Below are 15,105 nucleotides of genomic sequence, written 5' to 3' on the forward strand. Positions count from 1 at the left end.
CCGGCCCTAAAACGATGCGGGACACGCGCCGGAACACGCCGTGATTTGTTGCTTTTGCAAGTATCGACGCGTGAAATATGGCCCGTTCCAACCCATGCGTACACTAGTCAAGGATAGAAAGGGATGACTATGAGCGTTCTCGACCGTTTTGAGAAAAGCGTGGAAGGCGCAGTGAATGGAGTGTTCTCGAAGTTCGGCTCCAAGGACCTGCAGCCCGTCGACCTGTCCAGCGCACTTGAGCGCGAGATCGACAACGAGGCCATGCCGGTGGGCCGCGACCGCACGGTCGCCCCGAACGAATACCGCTTCAAGCTGAGCACGCCCGACTTCGACCGCATCGAGCAGTGGGGCAGCGAGACCCTCGCCGACGAACTGGCCGACAACCTGACGAACTACGCGCGCACCCAGCACTACGCGTTCGTCGGCCCGGTGGTCGTGATCTTCGAGGAGGACCTCGATCTGAGCAAGGGCAGCTTCAAGCTGACCTCCGCCTCGGTGCAGGGCAACGCGGTGCCGGTCACCACGAACGACCAGAACCAGGACAGCCCGCTGCTGGAGATCAACGGCAGCCAGTACCTGCTCACCAAGGAGAAGACGATCCTGGGCCGCGGCTCCGGCTGCGACATCGTCATCGACGACCCGGGCATCTCCCGCAAGCATCTCGAGATCGACATCACTCCGAACGGCGTGATCGCCCGCGATCTCGGCTCCACGAACGGCACGTACGTCGAAGGCCATCAGGTGCCCGCCGCCACGCTGCTGGACGGCAACACCATCACGATCGGCCGCACGCGCATCCTCTACTGGGCCTCCTCCCAGGAGCAGGAGTGACGCGCCCCACGGCGTGAAACCCGTGCAGGCCCGTAGAAAGTAAGGTCGAAACCGCATGACCGAACTGACATTCGCACTGCTCAAGTATGGATTCCTGATCCTGCTGTGGGTGTTCGTATGGCTGGCCGTGCGTTCTTTGCACAAGGACATCGAGTCCTTCAGTCCGCGTCCCTCGCGTTCGCGTCGCCGCAAGGAGCGCCACGCCGCCCGCAAGGCCGCCGCCCCCGCCGTTCCGGTGACGGGCGGCGCTCCCGTCGTGGCGCCCTCCCCCGCCAGCGAATCGCCGCGCCGCAATCCGCGCACGTCCGCGCCCGCGCCTGCGCAGCAGCAGCGTCCCGCGGCGTCGCAGGGCCCGTCGCTGCTGGTCATCATCGACGGCCCGTTGGCGGGTTCGTCGGTGCCGTTGACCGGCGAGGCGATCACGCTCGGCCGCGCCGCGTCGAACACGGTCGTGCTCGACGACGAATTCGTCTCCTCGCATCACGCCCGCGTGTACGCCGATCCGCGTTCCGGCCAGTGGGCGATCGAGGATCTCGGCTCCACGAACGGAACCGTGGTCAACAACCAGCGTCTGACCGTGCCAACCGTACTTCCCGCCCGTGTGCCCGTGCGCATCGGCGCCACTACCTTCGAGCTGAGGTGATGCATCCATGACAGGATCCGCCGACCAGTCGCCCACCACGCCGCTGCCGCAGCACGCCGCCGCGGAACCGTCCGCGCGAGCCGACCAGGACGTGCAGGCCACGCAGGCGCTGCACGTCAACGCGAGCGACGTCGAGACCACGACGCCGCTCGTCGTGAACACCGCCGCCGCGCACGACGACTACGACGATGACGGCGACACGATCGCCTCGGTCCTGCACGGCACCGCCGCCAGCCACGAGCTGTTCGACGGCGACACCCTCGGCGACACGATCAACGACGCCGACGAGCGTGCGGCGGCCGAACGCCCCGCCGCCGACGCCGCCGACCAGAAGCTCTTCCTGTGCTCGACCACCGTCTCCGACGTGGGCACCGTGCGCGCGAACAACCAGGATTCCTCGTTCGCCGGCGAGCATTTCATCGCGATCTGCGACGGCATGGGCGGCCATGCGGGCGGCGACACCGCCTCGACGATCGCCATCCGCTCGCTCGCGCACATCGAACGCGACGACGTGACCGACGACGTCGCCGCCATCGCGTCGATGATGGAGACCTCGGTGATGGCCGCGCACGACGCGATCGTCGGCAAGGCCCGCCGCGAACGCAAGCTCGCCGGCATGGGCACCACCGTGACCGCCGTGGCGCTCGTCAACGGCTGGTGGGTGCTCGCGCACATCGGCGACTCCCGCGCCTACCTGCTGCGCGACGGCGTGCTCAGCCGCGCCACGCAGGACCACAGCTACGTCCAGCATCTCATCGACACGGGCCGCATCACGCCGTCCGAGGCGAAGAACCATCCGCAGCGCAACGTCGTGATGCGCGTGCTCGGCGATTTCGACATCGACCCGCATCCGGACGTCGCGATCCTCAAGGCGCATCCGGCCGACCGCTGGATGCTGTGCTCCGACGGCCTGTGCGGCGTGCTCGAGGATTCCACGATCTGCGAGACGATGACGGAACTGTCCGATCCGGCCGAATGCGCCCAGCGTCTCGTCGCGATGGCGTTGCGCGCCGGCAGCACCGACAACGTGACCGCCGTGATCGGCGACGCGACGCTCGCGCTCGACGCGCACGCGTTCGCGCTGCCGCAGCAGACGCCGCTCGTCGGCGGCGCGGCGAGCGCGAGTCTGGAGCCGCTCGCCGACATCGTCAACGAACCTGTCGCGACGGCACCCGCGCTGCGCGACGACGGCTCTCCGGCCCGTCGCGCCGCCGCGCTCACACAGGAGGCGCACGACGCGGCCTCCGCGAACGCCCCGCAGGCGCAGGACGAGGCGCAGCGCGTCGCGCAGCCGTCCATCGTGCGCGAGGAGGCGGGCGAACGCAGGAACCCGGATACGGGCGAGATTCCGGTCGTCAAGAAAAGCGACGGCGAAGTCACCACCGATCCGAACGATCCGGCCGTCAAACAGGCGATCCGCGAGGAGCAGGTCGAACAGCGCAAGACCGAGCACGGGCGCCGCAAGCGCCGCCGCGTGGTCGTCGTCATCGTGGTGATCGCGCTGCTCGCGGCGATCGCGGGCGGCGTGTTCGGCGCGTACCGCTACAGCCAGTCGAAGTACTACGTCGGCGAGGCGGACGGCGTCGTCGCGATCTACCAGGGCGTGCCCACGAACCTCGCGGGCTTCGAACTGTCGCATGAGGTGGAACGCACGTCGATCCAGGTGAGCAAGCTGCCGTCCACGTGGCGCACCGAGCTCAAGCAGGGCATCGTGCGCGACAGCCTCGACGAGGCACAGGACCATGTCAAGCTCATCCGCGACGAGTTGAAGACGATGGAGAAGGAAGGCGGATCCCAGCAATGATCGCCCTCCGTCTGCGACAGATCGCGCTGCTGCTGGCATCGCTCGCGATCTGCGGCGTCGCGTTCTATCAGATGTTCTACCGTATCGACGGCTCCTTCCCGCAGGAGTACGTGGTCGCGCTGGGCGCGGCCGTCGCGCTCTCCCTCGTGTTCTGGATCCTCGTGGACCGGTTCCAGCCGTATGCGAGCCAGGTGATCCAGCCGTGCGTGCTGCTGCTCACCGGCATCGGCGTGCTGATGATCGCGCGCATCGACCATGAGAACGAGACGTCGACCGGCCTGCGCCAGATCATGTTCGTGTGCGTCGCGGTCGTGCTGTGCGCGGCGCTCGTCATCGGACTCAAGGACTACCGCGTGCTGCGCCGGTTCTCCTATGTGAGCATGGTGGTGGGCCTCGTATTGCTGCTCTCCCCGATGCTGCCCGGCCTCGGCCAGGAGATCAACGGCGCGCGCATCTGGATCCGCATCCCCGGCATCGGGCAGATCCAGCCGGGCGAGTTCGCGAAGCTGTTCCTCGCGTTCTTCTTCGCCGCCTACCTGTTCGACCACCGCGACCAGCTGGCCGTCGGCGGCAAGAAGATCCTCGGCCTGCAGCTGCCGCGCATCAAGGACCTCGGCCCGATCATCATCGTGTGGGTGGCCTCGATGGGCGTGCTCATCATGCAGCACGATCTCGGCACCTCGCTCATGTTCTTCGCGATGTTCGTCTCGATGCTGTACGTGGCGACCGGCCGTCTGAGCTGGATCGTCATCGGCTTCATCGCGTTCGCCGCGGGCGCCGTGCTCTCCGCGAGCGTGTTCAGCCATGTGGGCGCCCGCGTGGACGCCTGGCTGCACCCGTTCGACAACGAGCTGTACAACCGCGCGTACGGCGGCTCCTACCAGATCGTGACCGGCCTGTTCGGCCTCGCCTCCGGCGGCCTGCTCGGCACCGGACTCGGCCAGGGGCATCCGAACATCACCCCGTTCGCGAACTCCGACTACATCTACGCCTCCGTCGGCGAGGAGCTGGGGCTCGTCGGCTGCATGGGCGTGCTCGTGCTGTACATCGTCATCATCGCCTCCGGCTTCATCACCGCGATGAAGATCAAGGACGGGTTCGGCAAGCTGCTCGCCTCCGGTCTCGTGTTCACGATGGCGTTCCAGGTGTTCACCGTGGTCGGCGGCATCACGCTCGTCATCCCGCTGACCGGCCTCACCCTGCCGTACATGGCGGCTGGCGGCTCGTCGCTCATCGCGAACTACATCCTCGCGACGCTGCTGCTCATCATCTCGAACGCGGCGAACAAGCCCACGCCGGACACCGATTCGGAGACGTTCCAGTACGAGGCGATGGCCGTGCTGCGCGACCACGAGCTCAAGGAGCGTCAGGCGGAGCGCGCCGCGGCCGACGAGGCCGACGCGGAGCGCGAGCGCCGCAACGCGCGCCGCGGCCGCCACGGCGCCTACCAGCCGGAAAGCGCGTTCGCCTACGAGATTGACGAGCCGATCGACGACACCAGCCAGGCGCCGCGCGTCGAGGCGGAGACCGAGGCGCTGCCGCGGCACGCCGGCGCCCACGCGCGCACCAGCAGGGGAGGCGCCCGATGAACAAGACGCTGCGACAGCTGTTCACCGCCGTGATCGTGCTGTTCACGATCCTCGGCCTCTCCACGACGATCATCACCGCGATCCGCGCGACCGAACTCAATTCGGACACGCGCAACTCGCGCGCCTTCTACCATGAGTTCGGCGCGCCGCGCGGCTCGATCCTCGCCGCCGACGGCACCGTGCTCGCGAAATCCGACCCGTCGAACGACGCGTTCAAATACCAGCGCTCCTATTCGAACGGCCCGCTGTACGCGCCCGTGACCGGCTACTTCTCGATCAGCCAGCGCGCCGACCGCGGCATCGAGGCGTCGCGCAACTCGCTGCTGTCCGGCGAATCGGACAGCCTGTTCTGGCAGCGCATCAAGTCGACGCTCACCGGCAGCGAGAACAAGGGCGCGAACATCGAGACGTCGATCAGCACGAGCCTCCAGCAGGTCGCGTACAACGCGCTCGGCAGCCAGTCCGGCTCGGTCGTCGCGATCGAACCGAAGACCGGCCGCATCCTCGCGATGGTGTCGACGCCCAGCTACGATCCGAACGTGCTCACCACGCATGACGGCAAGACGCTGACCAAGAACTACGCGGAGCTCACGCAGGATCCGAACAATCCGATGCTCAACAACGCGACCAGCCAGCTGTTCCCGCCCGGATCGACGTTCAAGACGGTCGTCGCGGCCGCCGCGCTGGAGACCGGCCAGTACCAGACGGACACGCAGATCCCGGCCGGCGCGAGCTACACGCTGCCCGGCACGGTCACGAACCTCACCAACGTCGAATACCAGGCGAACGGCTCGAACGGCACGATCAGCTTCGAGGACGCCCTCGCCTACTCGTCGAACACGGCGTTCGCGCAGCTCGGCGTCGCGCTCGGCGAGGACAAGATCTCGGACATGGCCACGAAGCTCGGCTTCGGCAGCTCGATCGTCGTGGACGGCACCGAGTCGACCGGATCGCCGTCGAAGGCCGTCGCCTCGAACTTCCCGACGTCGATGACCGACGACAAGCTCGCGCTCGCCTCGATCGGGCAGGGCGACGTCACCGAGACGCCGCTGCAGAACGCGATGATCGCCGCGGCGATCGCGAACGACGGCACGCTGATGCGGCCCACGCTCGTCGACCGCGTGCGCGCCAGCGACCTGTCCGTCCTGTCCGAGACGAAGGCCTCGACGATGTCCGAACCGTTCAGCTCGAACACGGCGAACAAGCTCACGCAGATGATGCAGGCGGTCGTCACGAAGGATTCCCCGACGCTCGCCCCGGACGGCGTGAGCGTGGCGGCGAAGACCGGCACCGCGCAGATCGGCGCCGACAACAGCGCGATCGACGCGTGGGTGATGGGCTTCGCCCCCGCCGACGATCCGAAGATCGCGATCGCCGTCGTCGTCCACAACACCACCGGCTACGGCATCACCTCCGCCGGCCCGATCTTCCGTTCCGTACTCGAGGAGGCGCTCAAGCAATGAAACTGATCGAAGGACAGCTCATCCATCGCCGATACCGCCTCGACTCGCGCATCGCGAAGGGCGGCATGGGCGAGGTGTGGAAGGGCTGGGACATCCAGCTCGGCCGACCGGTCGCCATCAAGGCGCTGCGGTCCGACCTGACGAACGCGGAGGCGAAACTGCGCAGGCTTCGCGCCGAGGCGCACAATTCCGCGAACCTCGCGCACCCGAACATCGCCGCGCTGTTCGAATACTACGAGCATGACGGCATCGGATTCCTCATCATGGAGTACGTGCCGTCGAAGTCCCTCGCGGACATCTTCCACGAGAAGGGCGCGATGGACCCGCTCGAACTGCTGCCGATCCTCATCCAGACCGCGCGCGGCCTGTTCGTCGCGCACAGCCACGGCGTGATCCACCGCGACGTGAAGCCCGCGAACATCATGGTCGCGGACAACGGCGAAGTGAAGATCACCGACTTCGGCGTCTCCTACTCCACCAACCAGGAGCAGATCACGCAGGACGGCATGGTCGTCGGCACCGCCCAGTACATCTCCCCCGAACAGGCGCAGGGCCAGCAGGCCACGCCCCAGTCGGACATCTACTCGCTCGGCGTGGTCGCCTACGAGGGCCTGTGCGGGCACCGCCCGTTCACCGGCGCGACGCCCGTCGACATCGCCGCCGCGCACGTGAACGACCCGGTGCCGCCGCTTCCCGCGGACATCGACGTGCAGCTGCGCGAATTCGTCATGTCGATGCTCGCCAAAGACCCGCTCGACCGTCCGAAGGACGCGCTCGTCGTCTCCCGCACGCTCGCACGCATCGAACGCCGTCTGCTCGACCAGCAGACCGAACTCAACGACTCCACCATCATCACGGGGCGACGCCTGCCGCGCAGGATCTCCAGCACCCCGCATATCCCCCTCGTCTCGACGCCTGACAGGCGTGCCGACGGCACGAACCGCCAAGCGCATTGGAAGGAGCAGCAATGAGCACCATGCCCTCTTCTCTCGCCCAGGGCCGCTACCAGCTGGGACAGCTGGTCGGCCGCGGCGGTATGGCCGAGGTGCACGTCGCCACGGACACGCGACTGGGACGCACCGTCGCCATCAAGATCATGCGCGCCGACCTCGCCAACGACGAGATCTTCCTCAAGCGGTTCCGCCGCGAGGCGCACTCGGTCGCGCAGATGAACAATCCGAACATCGTCAACATCTACGATTCCGGCGAAGAGACGGTGATGGGCGACAACGGCCAGGCGGAGCGCCTGCCGTACCTCGTCATGGAGTACGTGAAGGGCCAGACGCTGCGCGACATCATCCGCGTGAACGGCGCCCTGAGCCAGCGCGACGCCGAACAGGTGATGCTCGGCGTGCTCAACGCGCTCGAATACTCGCACCGCATGGGCGTCATCCACCGCGACATCAAGCCCGGCAACATCATGATCTCCGAGCAGGGCATGGTCAAGGTCATGGACTTCGGCATCGCCCGCGCGCTCGACGACTCCGCCGCCACGATGACCCAGTCGCAGGGCGTGGTCGGCACCGCGCAGTACCTCTCCCCCGAGCAGGCGCGCGGCGAGACCGTCGACATGCGCTCCGACCTGTATTCGGCCGGCTGCGTGCTGTACGAGATGCTCACCGGCCGTCCGCCGTTCACCGGCGATTCGGCGGTGGCGATCGCCTACCAGCACGTCTCCGAAGTGGCGACGCCGCCGAGCGCCGTCGTGCCGGGACTGCCGAAGATGTGGGATTCGATCTGCGCGAAGGCGATGGCGAAGGACCGTCAGAACCGCTACGCGACGGCCGCCGACTTCAAGAACGACATCCTCACGTACATGAACGGCGGCGTGCCGGTGGCCGCCGCGTTCAACCCGCTCACCGACCTGGCGAACATGAAGGCGCGCAAGCAGGCAGAGCAGGACGCCGCCACCGTGCCGCTCAACCCGAACGACAAGAATTCGACGCAGGCGTTCAACCCGGTGACCGGCCAGTTCGACCGCGTGCCGGCCGCGGCGAACGTCGGCGCGGGCCAGCAGACCGCCGCCGCGGCGGCCCGCACGCGCGCCGCGCAGCGCGAGGCGGCCGCGAAGGCGAAACGCAAGAAGCAGATCATCATCGGTTCGGTGATCGGCGGCCTCGTCGTCGTCGCGATCCTCATCGCCGTGTTCTTCGCGATGGGCGGCGAGAAGGCGGTCGCACAGACCGCGACCGTGCCGACGATCACCTCCGCGATGACGAAGGACCGCGCCAAGTCGACGATCGAGGCGGCCGGATTCCAGTTCCAGGCGATGGTCGACAACGATTCGACCGAACCGGAGGGCACGTTCACCAAGCAGAGCCCGAAGGGCGGCGAGAAGGCGCGCAAGGGCTCCACCGTGAAGGTGTGGTTCTCCGCGGGCCCGCAGAGCACGACCGTGCCCGACGTGAAGGGCATGTCGCAGTCGGGGGCGAAGGCCGCGCTGGAGAAGGCCGGATTCAAGGTCATGGCCAGCGTGCAGACCGAGGACAGCGCCGACATCGACCAGAACGACGTGACGCGCACCGATCCGGCGGCCGGCACCTCGCAGCCGAAGGGCACCGCGATCCAGCTGTTCGTCTCCTCCGGCATGACGAAGATCCCGGACGGCATCGTCGGACAGAACAAGGACGCGGCCACCGCCACGCTGCAGTCGCTCGGCTTCACGGTGACGATCACCGAGGAGTATTCGGACACGATCGCCGCCGGCACGGTGATGAGCGTCAACCCGGGTTCGGGTTCGTCCGTCGCGCAGGGCTCCGCGGTCACGATCGTCGTGTCGCGAGGCAAGGAGCAGGTGACGGTGCCGGACGTGACCGGCCAGACGTACTCCTCCGCGAAGGCCCAGCTGGAGGCGCTCGGCTTCACCGTCGCGCAGTCCGGTTCGACCGGCACGAGCGACAAGGTGACCGCGCAGAACCCGCCCGCCGGCCAGGCGGAGAAGGGCGCGACGATCACGCTCACCACGCAGGGCTCCGGATCGGGTTCCGATTCGGATGACTCCGGCGAGAACGGTTCCGGCACCACCGGTTCCGGCAACAGCAACCAGTGACTCAGCCGGCAACACAGTGGCCCCCGCCAGCGGGGGCCACTTCTTTCGCCCCCCGCTGGCGGGGGCTGTCGGCCGCAGGCCGACTGGGGGTGGTCAACCCATCCGACCACCCTCAGTCCCGCTTCGCGGGCCAGCTCCCGCCAGCGGGAGCACAATAGGTTCCCCGTCCAGAAGGGACCACTTTTCCGCCCCCGCCGGCGGGGGCCGTCGGCCGCAGGCCGACTGGGGGTGGTCAACCCATCCAACCACCCTCAGTCCCGCTTCGCGGGCCAGCTCCCGCCAGCGGGAGCACAATGCGTTCCCCGTCCAGAAGAGACCACTCTTCCGCCCCCGCCGGCGGGGTCACAATGGGTCCCCGTCAGAAGGGGCTACTTCTTTCGCCCCCGCCGGCGGGGGCTGTCGGCCGCAGGCCGACTGGGGGTGGTCACAACGGGCCGTTACTTCACGACTTTAGGCTGGAGACCCTGGGCGTTGGCCACGGCGGTGGTCTGGCCGCAGACGGCGAGCCAGTTGGCGAGCAGGAGGTAACCGTCCTGCGTCATCACCGATTCGGGGTGGAACTGGACCGCGAACATCGGCTTGCCCTTCACGCGGATGCCCTGCACGATGTGGTCGCCCTGCGTCCACGCGGTCACTTCGAGCGTGTCCGGCACGGAATCGGGTTCGACGGCGAGCGAATGGTAGCGGGTCGCGGTCATCGGGTTCGCGACGCCCGCGAAGATCTCGTCGTCGACATGTTCGACGAGGCTCGTCTTGCCGTGCATGATCGTCGGCGCATGGTCGACGGTGGCGCCGTACACTTCGGCGAGCGCCTGCAGTCCGAGGCACACGCCGAACATCGGCTTGCCCTGCCTGGCGCACAGGCGGATCATGTCCTCGCTGGCGCCGGAATCGGCGGGGGCGCCGGGGCCGGGGCTGATGAGCACGCCGTCGTAGCCGTCGGTCACGTGCTCGTCGTGCGGGTCGATGGCGTCGTTGCGCACCACGTCCACGGTCGCGCCGAGCGTCTTCAGATAGCCGACGATCGTGTAGACGAACGAATCATAGTTGTCGATCACCAGAATATGCGCGGAATCGGTCACGATGGCTCCTTACGGACATCCTCGCGGACGTCCTGTCGCGGGGAATGGGGACGTACTGACCGCCAGTCTACCGCCGCGCGCGCGACGTGGCCGCGGGCTTCCCGCGCCACGGACGCGCCGCGCGTATCGTCACGCGGCCGGCACGCGGCGACGTCGTCGTCACGACGACACCGCCGTCACGACGACACCGCGAAGTTGCTCATCTGCTGGAGGAACGGGATGGTGGTGGCCGCCCACGGGAACGCCCACTCGAACAGGGCGGCCGCGGCGGCGACGCACAACAGCGCGAGCAGCACGACGCGCACCGGCAGCACGCCGGGCTGGAGCCGCAGCAAGCCGCCGTAGATGCTCGCGTCGGGGCGCGGGCGGAGGCCGGCGCGGATCGCGGCGCGCGCAGGCCAACGCCACGCGACCGCGGCGGCGATGAACAGGACGAGCCAGGCGACGAGCGCGCCGACCACGACCGGCTTCATCGACCCCATGCGCGCGGGCAGCGACATGGCGGTGGAGCTGTTGCTCGCGAACTTCACCTTGCCGGACGCGTCGGTGGTGGCGAGCTCCTGCGGGATGCCGTCGGACACCTTCGCCCAGTATTTGAGTTCGCCCCACACGATCCACCGGTGCGTCGCCGTCGAGTATTTCGGCTCGCATGTGGTGAGCGTGATCATGCGCTTCGTGGCCTGCTGGCCGCTGTTGAACGGGTCGGGGGCGATCACGTACACGTCTTCGGGCAGCACGATCTTGTACTGGGTGAACGTGTATACGTACCAGTAGTCCTTCGTGCGCACGACGATCGCATCGCCCGTCTGGAGCTTGTCGACGTCGCCGAGCGGCTCGCCGTAGCCGTTGCGGTGGCCGGCGACGGCGAAGTTGCCGACTTGGCCGGGCATCTGCGTGTTCTCGTAGTGGCCGAGGCCGTGACGGGCCAGCTGGGCGGCGTCCGTGCCTTCGACGATGTTGCGCTGCCAGCCCGAGCCGAAGCGCGGCACGTACAGCTGCGCGATCAGGTCGCCGTAGCTCGCCGACTCCGGCTGCACGGGGGCGTCGCCGGACTGCGCCTTCGCGATCGTCGTCTCGCCGCCGTTCTTGGACGGGTCGGACCAGGAAACCTGCTGGCGGGTCTCGACCTGCGTGCGTTCCGCCTCGACGCCGGTCCACCACATCTGCCATACGATGTAGAGCGCGCAGATCGCGGCGAGCGTGATGAGGATCTCCGCAAGGATGCCGATCGCCTGCCAGAACGGGCCGTTGCGGCGCGCGGACCTGCCACGGGGGGCGGGAGCCGGTGCGTTTCCGGTTCCAGGGGCGGTTCCGGGTGCGGTGACGGGTGCGGTGAAGGATGCGGTGACGGGTGCGTGGCCGCCGTGGCGTGCGCTGTGCTTCATCTGTCGTTACTTCCCTTCCGTCGCGGATCGGCCTGACGAGGCATCGCCGGACTGCGCGTCTGTACCGCCTGTGCCGCCTGCTGTGCCTGTTGAGTTCGTCGTGTCCGTTGAGTCCGTTGAGTCCGTTGAATCCGTTCCGGTCTCGTCGTTCTTGCCTTTGACCACCGTCGCGTATTTGAGCGGTTGCAGCAGGGACGGTGTCTCGTCGAACGTGAGGCTCTTCTTGCGTTCCACCTTCCATCCGAGGCCGAACGCGCTCACATACTGCTTGTAGATCTCGATCGCCGGCGAATCGTCGAGCGCCTTGACGAGTTCGTCCGGGTCTCCGATCGCGGAGATCGTGAACGGCGGCGAATACTTCTTGCCGTGCAGCGAGACCACGTTGCCGGAGCAGATGACCGCGGAATTGAACAGCATGCGCTGGTCCATGAACTGCATCGAATCGGCGCCGCCCGCCCAGAGCGCGTTGATGACCGCTTCGAGATCCTGCTGGTGGATCACGTACTTGTCGATGTCGTCGCTGGAACCGGACGAGTCGACCGCCTGCTCCCACATCGGCGAATCGTCGAGCGTGACGCTGATGCCGGGGCCCTCCACTTTCGGCAGGGTCGTGCCGGTGCCGGAATCCTCGCTCGTGGACGGGGTGTCGCTGTTCTTCGCGGTGAGCTGGGTGAGCGTGCTCACGTCGGAGCTGAGCTTCTTCACGTCGGCGGACAGGCCGTCGACCTCCTTGACGCGCTGTTCGACGAGCTGCGCCGTATCCGAGTTGACGACGGTCGTGCGGTTCGCGCGCAGGTTCGTCACGAACAGGTAGCCGGTGAGCGCCACGACGACCATGATGGTGACGCCGCCCCACAGGGAACGTTTCGCGATGTGCTTGCCGCCGTGTCTGGCCATACGCTCGCCTTTCGTCTGTGCCCCGGCCATCCCCGCCATCCTCCGTCTCCGCGCGAATCGCACGAATATCGTGCGGAGGTTCCGCACCCGGGACGCAACCCGGAACGCACTCCGGAACCATCATGGCGGGCATTGTTCGCCGCTTTCGAGTGTAACCACTATGATGACTTCTAGCCTATTGAAATGGAGACTACGCTGATGGCTGACGAAGAGCTCAACGAGAACGACTCGAAGGGACAGAAGGACTGGCAGTCCGAGACCGCGACGGATGCGGCCACGGAGACCAAGGCCGATTCCGATTCCTCTGACGAGGCGTCCACCGACAACGGGTTCACCGTGGACATGGATCAGGTCGAAGCCGTCCTGAACGCCACCGCCGACAAGTCGTCGATGACGCCGCAAATGAAGCGCATGATGGCCCGCCAGGAGGAGAACACCCGCCGCGTCGAGGAGACGATCAAGGGCACCAAGTCGAACCCGCGCTGGTTCGTGCCGCTGTTCTGCATCCTCATGGTGATCGGCCTCGTGTGGGTCGTCTGCTACTACCTGACCAGCAACTACCCGATCCCGAACATCGGCGCATGGAACCTGCTCATCGGCTTCGTGATCATCATGATCGGCTTCCTTATGACCATGTGGTGGCGCTGAGCGCGGAGTAGCGCGGAAGCGACCGCAATCGCGATTGATGCGTCGGCGCATCGACGCACTGCTCCTTATGGCCTCGGGGTGCGGATTTCGAACCGCGCCCCGAGGCAACGACAGCACACGAGGATGCGGCGAAGATGAAAACTCAAATCAGAACCGCGTCCCCATGTCCCGCGCGTTCTCCGCAATGACAAGGGAGTGGCCGATGCGCCACGCCCCGCTACAACGGACAGCACACGAGGATGGGATACACGGTCGCACCGGCACAGCGACAACGGGCATAGTCACGGTGATACGGTCACACTGTGACGCCGTCACAGTCACACGCCGTCACAGTCACACGTGACGGCCACACGTCACGGCCACACGTCACGGCCACACGTGACGGCCACACGTGACGGGCCACACGTGACGGGCCACACGTCACGGGCACACGTGACGGACACACGGACACACGGACACACGGACACACGGACACGGTGACACGGACACGGTGACACGTGACGGGCACAGGCACACGACGACAGGCACGGTAGCACCAGTGACAGTGATGCGGTGATAGTGACAGTCACACAGTGACATAATGCCGGCGAAACGGTTGCCAGCGAAAACAACGGCCCAAACCAGAACCGCGTACCATCTACCCGCCCGCATCCTCCACAAGCCCTCTCATAATAGAGGCGGAACAAAACCAGACCACATCAATGACAGGGGCGTGTCCAATGAGCCACACCCCTACGCCATATTCCCCCGACTCCTGCGCATCTTGCCCATTCTCCGATTTCTTCACTCCACCACGCGCATCCTCCGCCATAACGCTCGCCCATCCTCCGCTTCCCTCGCTTCCCCACACGCGTCTCGCCCATCCTCCGATTTCTTCACTCCCCCGCACGCATCCTCCGCCATCACGCTCGCCCATTCTCCGCTTCCTTCGCTTCCCCACACGCATCTCGCCCATCCTTCGCCTTCTTCACTCCCCCGCACGCACCCTCCGCCTCCCTCACTCCCCCACGCTCGCCCATCCTCCGCCTCCATTCGCTCCACCACACGCATCTCGCCCATCCTTCGCCTTCTTCACTCCCCCGCACGCATCCTCCGCCTCCCTCACTCCCCCACGCTCGCCCATCCTCCGCTTCCTTCGCTTCCCCACACGCATCCTCCGCCTCCCTCACTCCCCCACGCTCGCCCATCCTCCGACTCTCTCTCGCTTCTCCACACGCATCTCGCTTTACGGCCGCGAAACAAACCGAAGGCCACACCGACGAAACAAATCCCCTATGCCTCTCCCCGCGAAACAAACGGGATGCCATATGCCCAGCATGATTTGCGCGAGCCCGGATGCGCAATGAATCCGCCAGCACATGGACGGAACGGCTCTCGAACGAACCAGTTAGCGAAACAAGACCGGTGGCACATCTCCGATTCCCTTCGCAACCAAGGGAACCGTCTCGGAAAGCGTGCAACCGGCCTCAACCGCCAACCACTGAAGCGGAACCATCCCGGAAAGCGTGCAACCGGCCTCAACCGCCGGCCGTGGGACCATTTCAGACGACCAAAGACAGATGCTGCGCTTCTCTTGAGCATTCAGGCGGATACCACGGCTGTACTCTGTGGTGTCTCATCAGACACCAGCCTGCCATTGGCCCGGGCAAGAGCGAAGAGCCTCCCCGCCGCCCCGCAACCGGCGGGCAAGGCCGGTTGCACGCTTCCCGAGACA

General features: G+C 66.7%; 10 protein-coding genes and 1 pseudogene. 8 read left to right on the forward strand and 3 right to left on the reverse strand.

Annotation, left to right across the window (positions count from 1 at the left end):
• Nucleotides 1–129: 129 nt before the first annotated feature.
• The 7 genes and pseudogenes from Uis4E_RS03430 to pknB all read left to right on the forward strand — a co-directional run bounded on the left by Uis4E_RS03430 (nucleotide 130) and on the right by pknB (nucleotide 9,379).
• Nucleotides 130–831 carry an FhaA domain-containing protein gene (locus Uis4E_RS03430; RefSeq protein WP_034529472.1) on the forward strand — a complete coding sequence of 234 codons (702 nt, stop codon included), beginning with the start codon at nucleotides 130–132 and terminating at the stop codon, nucleotides 829–831.
• A 55-nt stretch (nucleotides 832–886) separates the two neighbouring features.
• On the forward strand, nucleotides 887–1,474 hold the full coding sequence (locus Uis4E_RS03435; RefSeq protein WP_101621858.1) for an FHA domain-containing protein FhaB/FipA: 588 nt from the start codon (nucleotides 887–889) through the stop codon (nucleotides 1,472–1,474).
• A 7-nt stretch (nucleotides 1,475–1,481) separates the two neighbouring features.
• Nucleotides 1,482–2,919, forward strand: a pseudogene (locus Uis4E_RS03440) (PP2C family protein-serine/threonine phosphatase); the annotation flags it as partial.
• Between the two features lie 355 nt (nucleotides 2,920–3,274).
• Entirely contained in the window at nucleotides 3,275–4,867 is a 1,593-nt protein-coding gene (locus tag Uis4E_RS03445; RefSeq protein WP_101621860.1) for an FtsW/RodA/SpoVE family cell cycle protein, read from the forward strand.
• On the forward strand, nucleotides 4,864–6,330 hold the full coding sequence (locus tag Uis4E_RS03450) for a peptidoglycan D,D-transpeptidase FtsI family protein (protein ID WP_101621861.1): 1,467 nt from the start codon (nucleotides 4,864–4,866) through the stop codon (nucleotides 6,328–6,330). The genes Uis4E_RS03445 and Uis4E_RS03450 overlap by 4 nt, the downstream gene beginning before the upstream one ends.
• Nucleotides 6,327–7,301, forward strand: coding sequence for a serine/threonine-protein kinase (locus Uis4E_RS03455; protein WP_101621862.1), 975 nt, complete (start codon nucleotides 6,327–6,329; stop codon nucleotides 7,299–7,301). The genes Uis4E_RS03450 and Uis4E_RS03455 overlap by 4 nt, the downstream gene beginning before the upstream one ends.
• Complete coding sequence (gene pknB, locus Uis4E_RS03460) at nucleotides 7,298–9,379, forward strand: Stk1 family PASTA domain-containing Ser/Thr kinase (RefSeq protein WP_101621863.1); 2,082 nt, start codon at nucleotides 7,298–7,300, stop codon at nucleotides 9,377–9,379. Before Uis4E_RS03455 ends, pknB begins: the two co-directional genes overlap by 4 nt.
• Nucleotides 9,380–9,816: 437 nt before the next feature.
• On the opposite strand, the gene Uis4E_RS03465 is transcribed toward pknB, so the two are convergent.
• The 3 genes from Uis4E_RS03465 to Uis4E_RS03475 all read right to left on the reverse strand — a co-directional run bounded on the left by Uis4E_RS03465 (nucleotide 9,817) and on the right by Uis4E_RS03475 (nucleotide 12,743).
• Nucleotides 9,817–10,461 carry an anthranilate synthase component II gene (locus tag Uis4E_RS03465; RefSeq protein ID WP_101621864.1) on the reverse strand — a complete coding sequence of 215 codons (645 nt, stop codon included), beginning with the start codon at nucleotides 10,459–10,461 and terminating at the stop codon, nucleotides 9,817–9,819.
• A gap of 176 nt (nucleotides 10,462–10,637) precedes the next feature.
• Nucleotides 10,638–11,846 (reverse strand): class E sortase, encoded by a 1,209-nt coding sequence (locus Uis4E_RS03470; protein ID WP_101621865.1) that lies wholly within the window; start codon nucleotides 11,844–11,846, stop codon nucleotides 10,638–10,640.
• Nucleotides 11,847–11,852: 6 nt separating this feature from the next.
• On the reverse strand, nucleotides 11,853–12,743 hold the full coding sequence (locus Uis4E_RS03475) for a DUF881 domain-containing protein (protein WP_101621866.1): 891 nt from the start codon (nucleotides 12,741–12,743) through the stop codon (nucleotides 11,853–11,855).
• A 183-nt stretch (nucleotides 12,744–12,926) separates the two neighbouring features.
• Between Uis4E_RS03475 and crgA the strand changes: the two genes are divergently transcribed.
• The gene (gene crgA / locus Uis4E_RS03480) at nucleotides 12,927–13,391 is read left to right on the forward strand and encodes a cell division protein CrgA (RefSeq protein ID WP_207764538.1); all 465 of its coding nucleotides are present in this window, start codon (nucleotides 12,927–12,929) and stop codon (nucleotides 13,389–13,391) included.
• Nucleotides 13,392–15,105 lie beyond the last annotated feature (1,714 nt).

The sequence above is a fragment of the Bifidobacterium parmae genome, assembly GCF_002860365.1.
Taxonomy (GTDB): domain Bacteria; phylum Actinomycetota; class Actinomycetes; order Actinomycetales; family Bifidobacteriaceae; genus Bifidobacterium; species Bifidobacterium parmae.

Excerpts from the sequence above, each read along its gene's own strand:
- Uis4E_RS03430 (WP_034529472.1), top strand. The coding sequence starts at position 130 with ATGAGCGTTCTCGACCGTTTTGAGAAAAGCGTGGAAGGCGCAGTGAAT.
- Uis4E_RS03435 (WP_101621858.1), top strand. The coding sequence starts at position 887 with ATGACCGAACTGACATTCGCACTGCTCAAGTATGGATTCCTGATCCTG.
- Uis4E_RS03445 (WP_101621860.1), top strand. The coding sequence starts at position 3,275 with ATGATCGCCCTCCGTCTGCGACAGATCGCGCTGCTGCTGGCATCGCTC.
- Uis4E_RS03450 (WP_101621861.1), top strand. The coding sequence starts at position 4,864 with ATGAACAAGACGCTGCGACAGCTGTTCACCGCCGTGATCGTGCTGTTC.
- Uis4E_RS03455 (WP_101621862.1), top strand. The coding sequence starts at position 6,327 with ATGAAACTGATCGAAGGACAGCTCATCCATCGCCGATACCGCCTCGAC.
- pknB (WP_101621863.1), top strand. The coding sequence starts at position 7,298 with ATGAGCACCATGCCCTCTTCTCTCGCCCAGGGCCGCTACCAGCTGGGA.
- Uis4E_RS03470 (WP_101621865.1), bottom strand. The coding sequence starts at position 11,846 with ATGAAGCACAGCGCACGCCACGGCGGCCACGCACCCGTCACCGCATCC.
- Uis4E_RS03475 (WP_101621866.1), bottom strand. The coding sequence starts at position 12,743 with ATGGCCAGACACGGCGGCAAGCACATCGCGAAACGTTCCCTGTGGGGC.
- crgA (WP_207764538.1), top strand. The coding sequence starts at position 12,927 with ATGGAGACTACGCTGATGGCTGACGAAGAGCTCAACGAGAACGACTCG.